This is a genomic window from Zoogloea sp., assembly GCF_041914405.1.
GTDB lineage: Bacteria > Pseudomonadota > Gammaproteobacteria > Burkholderiales > Rhodocyclaceae > Zoogloea.
Window position 1 is genome coordinate 1 of record NZ_JAYSDK010000063.1, and the last position, 9627, is coordinate 9627.

The following is a 9627-nucleotide window of genomic DNA, read 5'->3' on the forward strand; positions in this document are numbered from 1 at the left end:
ACGCCGGCGGCCTGCGGCGCGGTGTCGCCGACGTGGATGGTCCAGGCGCGCACTTCTTTCACGCCGGCAGTGAAGTAGGTCTGCAGGCCGAGCAGCTTGTAGCCGGCGCGGATCAGGCGGTTGAGGCCGGGTTCCTCGAGGCCCAGGTCGGCCAGGAAGGCCATCTTGTCTTCGTCGTCCAGGTCGGCCAGCTCGGCTTCGATCTTGGCGCACAGGGCGACGACCGGAGCGCCCTCCTTGGCGGCGTGCTCGCGCAGGCGGTCGAGGTAGGGGTTGTTCTCGAAGCCGTCTTCCATCACGTTGCCGACGTACATTGCAGGCTTGAGGGTCATCAGGCACAGGGGCTTGAGAATCAGTTTCTCGTCGTCGCTGAGCTGCATGGTGCGCGCCGGCTGGCCTTCGTTGAGGTGCGGCAGCAGCTTCTCGAGGATGGCGACCAGCTTCTGGGCATCCTTGTCGCCGGAGCGGGCCTTCTTGTTCTCGCGGTGGATGGCCTTCTCGACGGCGGCCATGTCTGCCAGTGCTAGTTCGGTGACGATGGTCTCGATGTCGGCGAGCGGGTCCACCTTGCCATTCACGTGGATGACGTTCTCGTCATCGAAGCAGCGCACCACGTTGACGATGGCGTCGGTCTCGCGGATGTTGGCGAGGAACTGGTTGCCGAGGCCTTCGCCCTTGGAGGCGCCGGCGACCAGGCCGGCGATGTCGACGAATTCGACGATGGCGGGCTGGACCTTCTGCGGCTTGACGATTTCGGACAGGGCATCGAGGCGCGGATCGGGCACTTCAACGATGCCCACGTTGGGCTCGATGGTACAGAAGGGGTAGTTCTCGGCGGCGATGCCGGCCTTGGTGAGGGCGTTGAAGAGGGTCGATTTGCCGACGTTGGGCAAGCCGACGATGCCGCATTGGAGAGCCATGGAATTCCTTTGAAAAACAGGGCGCTTCGGAGCCTGGGGTAGGCGTCGTCGAAGCACGCGACCCGCGCCGGGGGCGAAGCCGGGGCGGGGGTGGGTTCAGGACAAGACAGTAGGACCGGGGCCGCGGCTCAACGGTTCTGGACTGCTTTGTGCCGGAAAATCAGCATTGTACCGCTGTTGCCCAGCCCCTTCCAAAGGCATGTTCACGTGTCGATGTGGAGCCGGACGACCTCGCAAGAGGCCGTCCGGAGACGGGGCGCGTGCTGTCAGGCCTTGCGGGTGGCGTGCAGCAGGGTGTCGAGAACGCCGATCATCTCGTCGATCTCGGCGATGCTGACGGTCAGTGAGGGCATGAAACGAAGCAGGTTGGGGCGCGGCGAGTTGAGCAGCAGGCCCTTGGGCGAATGCTCAAGGGCGCCCTTCACCAGCGCGGGGCCGCGCTCGTCGTCGAGGATCAGCGCGCGCAGCAGGCCCTGGCCCCGTTCGCCTACTAGACCGTGGCGGGTAACCAGTTCGTTGAGGGCCGCGGCCAGGTAACGGCCGGTTTCCTCGACCTGATCCAGGAAGCCAGGGCTGGTCAGGCGGCGCATTACCGCCGCGCCGACCGCTGACATCAGCGGGTTACCGTTGTAGGTGCCGCCCTGGTCGCCAGGCTCGAAGCAGCACACCGCTTCACGCGCCAGCAGGGCCGACAGGGGCACGCCGCCGCCGATGCCCTTGCCGAGGGTCATGATGTCTGGCTCGATGCCAGCGTGTTCGTGGGCGAACAGGCGGCCCGTTCGGCCCATGCCGGTCTGCACTTCGTCGACGATCAGCAGCAGGCCGTGTTCGCGGGTGAGTTCGCGCAGGGCTTGCAGGAAATCGGGCTCGGCGGGGATCACGCCGCCTTCGCCCTGCACGGGTTCGAGCATCACCGCGACGGTCTTGGGGCCGATCAGGGCCTTCACCGAGTCGAGGTCGTTCAGCTTGGCCTTAGGGAAACCCGGCACCTGTGGGGCGAAGAGGGTGTCCCAGCCCGGCTTGCCGGAGGCCGACATGGTAGCCAGCGTGCGGCCATGGAAGGCGTGTTCGAAGGTGATGATCTCGTAGGCGCCGTCGCGGTTGAGGCGACCCCACTTGCGCGCCAGCTTGATCGCCCCCTCGTTGGCCTCGGCGCCGGTGTTGGCGAAGAACACCCGGTCGAAGACGGAGTGGCGGGTCAGCAGGCCGGCCAGTTCGATGGCCGGGCCGTTGTAGAAGGCTGGGCTCGGGTTGATCAACTGGGCGCCCTGGGTGGCGAGGGCTTCGCTGATTTCCGGCGGACAGTGGCCCAGGCAGTTCACCGCCCAGCCCTGCACGAAGTCTAGATAGGCCTTGCCCTGTTCGTCGTAAAGCCAGGAACCACTGCCTCGGACGAAGACGAGCTCGGGCCGGTTTGTGATGTACATCAACGAATTGGCATCGAATTCGCCGTATTGCATGGCGCTATCTCCTTGCGTAAAGCGATAAATGGTAGCGCGCTGGGCGCCCAGGCGCGACCTTTCACGGAAAATTCATGGTGTGCGTTGGACTATTAGCGCACCAGCAGCAAGTAGATCAGCAAGACGTTGAGCACCAGCGACGTTGCGGCCAATAGCTTGAGGCCGAGTTGCGGATCCCGCTCCAGCAGCGGTGACTTGCGTGGCACGACCAGCGGGCGGCGGGCGCCGCGTTCGAGGGCCAGCAGGAATTCCTCGGCGGTTTCGAAACGTGCCTTTGGTTCACGGGCGACGGCTTTCAGCAGTACGGCCTCCAGCCAGTCGGGAATGTCGGGGCGGTAGCGGGTCGGTGGCACCGGGTCACCGAACTTGGGGTTTTGGAAGGGCTCGATCTCGCCATAGGGATACTTGCGAGTCAGCAGCTGGTAGAGGGTCACGCCGACCGCGTAGAGGTCGGTCTGCTCGCTGGCGGCCACGCTCTTGCCGCCGTAGAGCTCCGGCGCCATGTAGCTGGGCGTGCCGGGATTGTTGATCTCCTCGAACTTCTGGCCTTCAGCGGTGGCGTCGGAGGCGGCCACGCCCAGGTCGAGGATGCGCAGGCGGCCTTCGGCGTCCAGGTGCAGGTTGTCCGGCTTGATGTCCCGGTGCACGATGGACAAGCGGTGCAGGCTGGCCACGCCTTTCAGGATGCGCTCGCCGAGGTCGACCACCTCACCGGAGCCGAAACGGTGGCCGCTATCCAGCCGGGCTTTGAGGGTGGCGCCCTCGTGCCAACTCATCAGGTAGTAGAGGTGGTTGCGCTGCGGGTAGGGGATGACCTGCGGGAACCAGCTGTCGTTGACGCGTCGGGCCAGCCATTCCTCGTGGGCCAGCGCGGCGGCGGCCTCTGGATCGTCGTGCTCCGGGCGCAGGGTCTTGAGCACGCGGTGCTGGCCCTGTTCGTCACTGACCCGGTAGAGCAGCGTGGCGATGGATTCATGTAGCAGCGTGTCCACGGTCAGGCCGTCCAGTGTCTGGCCGATCTTCAGGCGCGGTGGCAGCGGCAGGGTCTGCAGGCGGGCGATGTTGTCGCGCAGCTTGTCGGCCGGCAGCGTATCCACGCGCAGCACCAGCGCCGTGCAGTTGTCCTGGCTGCCACCGTCCTCGGCGCCCATCGCGAGGCGCGCGGCGGCGTCCTGCGGGTCCTGTTCGGCGCGCAGGATGTCGCCAATCTTGCGGTCGCCGAGTTGGCCCCACACGCCATCGCTCATCAGCGCGAAGACGTCGCCGGCTTCCAGTTCGCCGTCGGCGTAATCCACCGACAGGTGCGCGTCGAGGCCGACCGCACGCGACAGCACGTTCTTGAGTTCCGGGTGCTCCCACACGTGGTCGGTGGAGAGTTGCTCCAGCTTGCCGGCGCGTAGCCGGTAGATCCGCGAGTCGCCCACATGGGCCAGGTAGTACCGGCGCCCGCGCAGCACCACGGCGGACAGCGTGGTGGCCATGCCGGCAGCCTCCCGCGTGCGCGCCGCGTGGGAGACCAGCCAGCGGTTGAGGGAGGCTAGTACGGTGTCGAGGGACTTGTTGACGGCCCAGGTGTCGGGCGTCGCGTAGTAGTCGGAGAGTAAGCCGCGCACGGTGTATTCCGAGGCTTCGCGGCCATTGGCGTGGCCGCCGACGCCGTCCGCCACCACAGCCAGGATGCCCTTGGCGTCGAGCTCCGGGCCTTCCGGCGTGACGGCGCCGCAGAAATCTTCGTTGCGCGGTCGGGGGCCGGTGAGGGACGAATAGCCGAGGGAGGCGAGGAGGCGGGGCGCGGTCATGGTCGTCAACGGCGCGGATCGGAAGCCGGGAGTATGCCCCGGTTCCGATCCGTTCAAGTGAGTGGCAGGGAGAGGGCGCTCAGATCTTGGCGCTGGTCAGGTGCGAGGCGCCCCAGGTGGTGCGCCAGCGACTCTTGACGGCAGTGAGGCCTGCCAGCGCGACGAGGGCCAGGCTGGCGAAGATCAGGAAGCCGGACTGATAGCTGCCGGTGACCTGCTTGCTGTAGCCGAGGCTGGAGGCCAGGTAGAAGCCGCCGACACCACCGGCCATGCCGACCAGACCGGTCATCACGCCGATCTCCTTGCGGAAGCGCTGGGGTACCAGCTGGAACACCGCGCCGTTGCCCATGCCGAGGGACAGCATGGCGCAGACGAAGACGGCAAGGGCCATCCAGGCCGCTGGCAGGTCGAAGCTGACGATGGCCAGGAAAATGGCGGCCAGCGCGTACATGGTGGTGAGCATCTTGATGCCGCCGATGCGGTCGGCCACGTTGCCGCCGATCGGGCGCACCAGGCTGCCGGCGAACACGCATGCGGCGGTGAAGAAGCCGGCCATCTTCGGGTCGAGCCCGTACTGGGTGTTGAAGTAGATGGTCAGGGACGAGGCCAGGCCGACGAAGCCGCCGAAGGTCACCGAGTAGAAGAACATGAACCACCAGGAATCCTTGTCCTTGAGCACCTTCAGGTACTCGGAGAAGGACTTGGCCGGCGGGCACTCGGGGGCGTCCTTGGCCAGCACCAGGTAGAGCACGAAGACGATGGACAGCGGGATCAGTGCCAGGCCGAAGACGTTGGTCCACCCGTAGGCGGCAGCCAGGCCGGGGCCGAACAGCGCGGCCATCGCGGTACCGGAGTTGCCGGCACCGGCGATGCCCAGCGCGGTGCCCTGGTGTTCCGGCGGATACCAGCGGGAGGCCAGCGGCAGCGCGACGGCGAAGGAAGCGCCCGCTACGCCGAGGAAGAGGCCCAGCACCAGCGTCTCTTCATAGCTGTGGATGCCGAAGTGCCAGGCGAAGGCCAGCGCGCACAGCACGATGACCTGGCCGATGGCGCCGGCCATCTTGGGTTTGAGGTGATCCACCAGCACGCCCATCACCAGGCGCAGCAGTGCGCCAGCAAGCACCGGCGTGGCCACCATCAGGCCCTTCTGGGCGTGGGTCAGGCCGAGATCCTTGGCGATCTGTACGCCCAGCGGGCCGAGCAGCACCCACACCATGAAGGCGAGGTCGAAGTAGAGGAAGGCCGCCAGCAGGGTGGGGGTGTGGCCGGCCTTGAGAAAGGATTTCTTGTCCATGATCGTCGGCTTTCTGAGTGTGGTCGATGCATGTGCGGCGTCCATGTAGGGGCGAATTCATTCGCCCATGGACGTCGATGTATGGGGGGAGGGCGAATGAATTCGCCCCTACTGTCTGTTCTTGGTGAGGCTAGATCTGGAGGAAGACCTCGCCGTTTTCGACCTTGACCGGGAAGGGCTTCACGCAGCCCACGTCCGGCGGTACGACCTGACCGTCGTCGAGCTGGATCTTCCAGCTGTGCAGCGGACAGGTGACCGTGGTGCCATGCACCAGCCCCTGGGACAGGGGGCCGCCCTTGTGGGGGCAGCGGTCGCGTACGGCGAAGATTTGGTCGGCCGAGTTGCGGAACAGCGCGATGCGCCCTTCGTCCTCGCTATGCACCACGCGGGAGCCCAGGACCGGCACGTCGCTGACGGTGCAGATTCGTTTCCATTCGCTCATTTGCGGGCGCTCCTCAAACCTTGATGATCTCGAATTGACGCTTGTGGATGCCGCCGCTCTTGTCTTCGAAGATCTCGGCCCACGGGTCTTTGTAGTTCTGCAGTGCGAAGAGGAGCTTCTCGTAGAGTGCCTTGCGGTTGCCTTCGTCCTCGAGGACCTGCTTCTTGATGTGCTCCATGCCGACCCGTTCCAGGTAATGGCAGGTGCGTTCCAGGTAAAAGCCTTCCTCCCGGTAGAGCTGGATGAAGGCGCCGCCGTATTCCATGACCTCGGCGTCGTCCCTTACCTTGCAGAAGAACTGCGCCACTTCGGTCTTGATGCCGCCGTTGCCGCCGATGTACAGCTCATAGCCGGAATCCACGCCGATCACGCCCACGTCCTTGATGCCCGACTCGGCGCAGTTGCGCGGGCAGCCGGACACGGCCAGCTTGACCTTGTGGGGGCTCCACATGCCGAACAGCATCTTCTCCAGCTTGACGCCCAGGTCCATGGAGCGCTGGGTGCCGAAGCGGCAGTGCTCGGCCCCGACGCAGGTCTTCACAGTGCGCAGGCTCTTGCCGTAGGCGTGGCCGGAGCACATGCCGGCCTTGGCGAAGTCCTCCCACATGGCGGGCAGGTCTTCCTTCTTCACGCCGAGCAGGTCGATGCGCTGGCCGCCGGTCACCTTGACGGTCGGTACCTTGTACTTCTCGGCGGCGTCGGCAATGGCGCGCAGCTCGTCGGGAGTGGTCAGGCCGCCCCACATGCGCGGCACCACCGAGTAGGTGCCGTCCTTCTGGATGTTGGCGTGGGCGCGCTCATTGATGAAGCGGCTCTGAGGGTCGTCGATGGCTTCGTGAGGCCAGGTGGACAGGCAGTAGTAGTTGAGCGCCGGGCGGCAGGTCGCGCAGCCGTTGGGCGTCTTCCAGTTGAGGAATTTCTGCGCTTCGGTGACCGACAGCAGTTTGTGGTCCTTGATGGCCTTGCGTACCTCGCCGTGGGAGTGGTCGGTACAGCCGCACACTGCCTTGTTGTTGGAGTCGGCAGGCTGATAGGCGCCGCCGATCGTTGAGGCGAGGATCTGCTCGACCAGGCCGGTACAGGAGCCACAGGAGCTGGAGGCCTTGGTGTGCTTGCGTACGTCTTCCAGCGTGAAGAGGCCTTGTTCCTTGATGGCCTTGACGATGGTGCCCTTGCAAACGCCGTTGCAGCCGCACACCTCGGCGGTGTCGGGCATGCTGGCGGCCAGGCTGTTGCCCTTGTGGCCGACGTCGCCCAGGTGGGAATTGCCGAACACCAGGTTGTCGCGGATGTCGTGGATGTCCTGCTCGTCCTTCAGCAACTGGAAGTACCAGGCGCCGTCCTTGGTGTCGCCATACAGCACTGCGCCGACCAGCTTGTCGTCCTTCAACACCAGACGCTTGTAGACGCCCATGCCGGGATCGTGGAGGACGATGTCCTCGGTGCCTTCGGCGCCCGAGAAGTCACCGGCGGAGAACACGTCGATGCCGGTGACCTTGAGCTTGGTGCTGGTCACCGAGCCCTGGTAGCGGCCAATGCCATACATGGCCAGGTGGTTGGCGGCCACCTTGGCCTGCTCGAACAGCGGCGCCACCAGGCCGTAGGCGGTGCCCCGGTGGTTGGCACATTCGCCGACGGCGTAGATGCGTGGGTCGTAGGTCTGCAGCGTGTCATTGACGACGATGCCGCGGTTGCAGTGGATGCCGGCCTTCTCGGCCAGTTCGACGTTGGGGCGGATGCCGGCGGCCATGCACACCAGGTCTGCCGGGATGCTGCTGCCGTCCTTGAACTTCACCGCGCAGACGCGGCCGGATTCGCCCTGAACCAGCTCGGCGGTCTGGGCGCTCATCTTGAACTTGAGACCCTTGGCTTCGAGGGCGGCCTGCAGCATCTTGCCGGCGGTGCGGTCGAGCTGGCGCTCCATGATCCAGTCGGAGATATGCACTACGGTCACGTCCATGCCGCGCAGGGCCAGGCCGTTGGCGGCTTCCAGGCCCAGCAGGCCGGCGCCGATGACCACCGCGTGCTGGTACTTGGACGCCGCGTCGATCATCTCGTCGGTGTCCTTGATGTCCCGGTAGGAGATCACACCCGGCAGGTCCTTGCCCGGAATCGGCGGCATGAAGGGGGTCGAGCCGGTGGCCAGCAGCAGGCGGTCGTAATCGACGGTGATCGGCTGGCCGTCCTTGCCGGTAGCGATGATGGAGCGGTTGCGGCGGTCAATCTGGGTGACCCGCGCGCCCAGGTGCAGCGTGATTTCGTTATCCGCGTACCACTGCAGGTCGTTGAGGATGATGTCCTGGATGGTCATCTCGCCGGCCAGCACTGGGGAGAGCAGGATGCGGTTGTAATTGGGATGCGGCTCGGCGCCGAAGACCGTGATGTCGTACATGTCCGGGGCGATCTTCCGCAGCTCTTCCAGCGTGCGGACACCCGCCATACCGTTGCCGACCATGACCAGTTTCTGTTTGCGCATGATTCCTCCGACATTGATTCTCCCCGGATCGGGCACACAGGACCGATGCGGGCGGGTAAGCCTTGAGCAGGAGAGAGATCGTCGTTGATCGCGGCGGGGCCGTCGTTGGCCGAACCGCGTCGCCAGCCTCGGGGGCGGCGCGCAAGCACCTGGATTCAGGTAGTGCGCAGTGCGGCAAAGTCTTTATTGCCTCATGCGCACATTTGTCGGATGGCTATTAGCAATGGCCGTGCCACTGCGCCCAGATCAGGCAAACACTGGGGATGAACGGGGGAGGGGCGTGCCGGAGGGGCGCGATGCGCACTTGGCTGGTGCGCATCGCCCTGCGCTGGGGCGCAGAATCAGGTGGCGGACTTGCGGTGCCGCAGCAGATGCACGGCGAGGCTGAGCAGGATGGTGACGAAGGCCAGGAAGGACCAGTTGGCGATGGACAGGCCGAGGAAGGTCCAGTCGACCACCGAGCAGTCGCCGGCGCCGCGGAAGATCATCGGCAGCGCGGAGGACAGCGGGAAGCTCTCCAGCATGTATTCCAGGCCGGGGCCACATTCGGAGACCTCCGGCGGATACCACTGGATCCACGACTGGCGCGCCGCGACGCCGGCGCCAGCCAGGGCGGCGACCGCCAGCAGGGCCGACCACACGTAGCGCCCCTTGGTGGCCGGATTGTGCAGCCCGGCGCCCAGGCCGATCAGCCCACAGGCCAGCAGGGCGTAGCGCTGCATGATGCACATCGGGCAGGGCTCAATGCCCTTCACGTGCTGGAGATAGAGACCGATGGCGAGCAGGCTGCTGCAGACGACGAAGAGAGCGAGGGCGAGAGGGCGTGTTTGGTGGGTGGGCATGGGGTGAGGTTCAAACGGAAACCGGGGCCAGGGGCATGTGAAGAGTGCCCGCTGTGCCCCGGAGTTCCGCAAAGGTGGGAGTTTTACTTGCTCTTGATCATCGTGCCGACGCCGTGGTCGGTGAGGATTTCCAGCAGCAGACAGTGTTCGACGCGGCCGTCGATGATATGCACGCTCTTCACGCCGTTGCGGGCGGCGTCGAGGGCGGAGCCGATCTTCGGCAGCATGCCGCCAGACAGGGTGCCGTCGGCCACCAGCTCGTCGATCTGGCGCGGGGTCAGGCCGGTCAGCAGCTTGCCGTCCTTGTCGAGAACACCCGGGGTGTTGGTCAGCAGCACCAGCTTCTCGGCCTTCAGCACCTCGGCCAGCTTGCCGGCCACCACGTCGGCGTTGA

Annotated in this window: 8 protein-coding genes; all 8 read right to left on the reverse strand. The window is 65.6% G+C overall.

All coding sequences use genetic code 11. The features are described from left to right. Nucleotides 1–920: redox-regulated ATPase YchF (gene ychF / locus ACE3RX_RS22535; protein ID WP_374487212.1), on the reverse strand; the 920-nt coding region annotated here is incomplete at its 3' end. Nucleotides 921–1186: 266 nt separating this feature from the next. After that, nucleotides 1187–2380, reverse strand: coding sequence for an acetylornithine transaminase (locus tag ACE3RX_RS22540; protein WP_374487213.1), 1194 nt, complete (start codon nt 2378–2380; stop codon nt 1187–1189). A gap of 92 nt (nt 2381–2472) precedes the next feature. Continuing rightward, nucleotides 2473–4179, reverse strand: a complete 1707-nt coding sequence (locus ACE3RX_RS22545; protein WP_374487214.1) for a protein phosphatase 2C domain-containing protein — start codon at nt 4177–4179, stop codon at nt 2473–2475. A 79-nt stretch (nt 4180–4258) separates the two neighbouring features. Beyond that, entirely contained in the window at nt 4259–5473 is a 1215-nt protein-coding gene (locus ACE3RX_RS22550; protein WP_374487215.1) for a nitrate/nitrite transporter, read from the reverse strand. 130 nt (nt 5474–5603) lie between these two features. Next, nucleotides 5604–5915 (reverse strand): nitrite reductase small subunit NirD, encoded by a 312-nt coding sequence (nirD, locus tag ACE3RX_RS22555; RefSeq protein WP_374487216.1) that lies wholly within the window; start codon nt 5913–5915, stop codon nt 5604–5606. 13 nt (nt 5916–5928) lie between these two features. After that, a complete protein-coding gene (gene nirB / locus ACE3RX_RS22560; protein ID WP_374487217.1) occupies nt 5929–8391 on the reverse strand; it encodes a nitrite reductase large subunit NirB in 2463 nt (820 codons plus the stop codon). A 341-nt stretch (nt 8392–8732) separates the two neighbouring features. Next, entirely contained in the window at nt 8733–9233 is a 501-nt protein-coding gene (locus tag ACE3RX_RS22565) for a disulfide bond formation protein B (protein WP_374487218.1), read from the reverse strand. Between the two features lie 83 nt (nt 9234–9316). Further along, nucleotides 9317–9627 (reverse strand): acetylglutamate kinase (gene argB, locus ACE3RX_RS22570; RefSeq protein WP_374487219.1); only part of this gene is annotated, 311 nt, incomplete at its 5' end.

Bases quoted from the DNA above. Each gene is read 5' to 3' on its own strand.
- ACE3RX_RS22550 (WP_374487215.1), bottom strand. From the start codon at position 5,473: ATGGACAAGAAATCCTTTCTCAAGGCCGGCCACACCCCCACCCTGCTG.
- ACE3RX_RS22565 (WP_374487218.1), bottom strand. From the start codon at position 9,233: ATGCCCACCCACCAAACACGCCCTCTCGCCCTCGCTCTCTTCGTCGTC.
- ACE3RX_RS22545 (WP_374487214.1), bottom strand. From the start codon at position 4,179: ATGACCGCGCCCCGCCTCCTCGCCTCCCTCGGCTATTCGTCCCTCACC.
- nirB (WP_374487217.1), bottom strand. From the start codon at position 8,391: ATGCGCAAACAGAAACTGGTCATGGTCGGCAACGGTATGGCGGGTGTC.
- nirD (WP_374487216.1), bottom strand. From the start codon at position 5,915: ATGAGCGAATGGAAACGAATCTGCACCGTCAGCGACGTGCCGGTCCTG.
- ACE3RX_RS22540 (WP_374487213.1), bottom strand. From the start codon at position 2,380: ATGCAATACGGCGAATTCGATGCCAATTCGTTGATGTACATCACAAAC.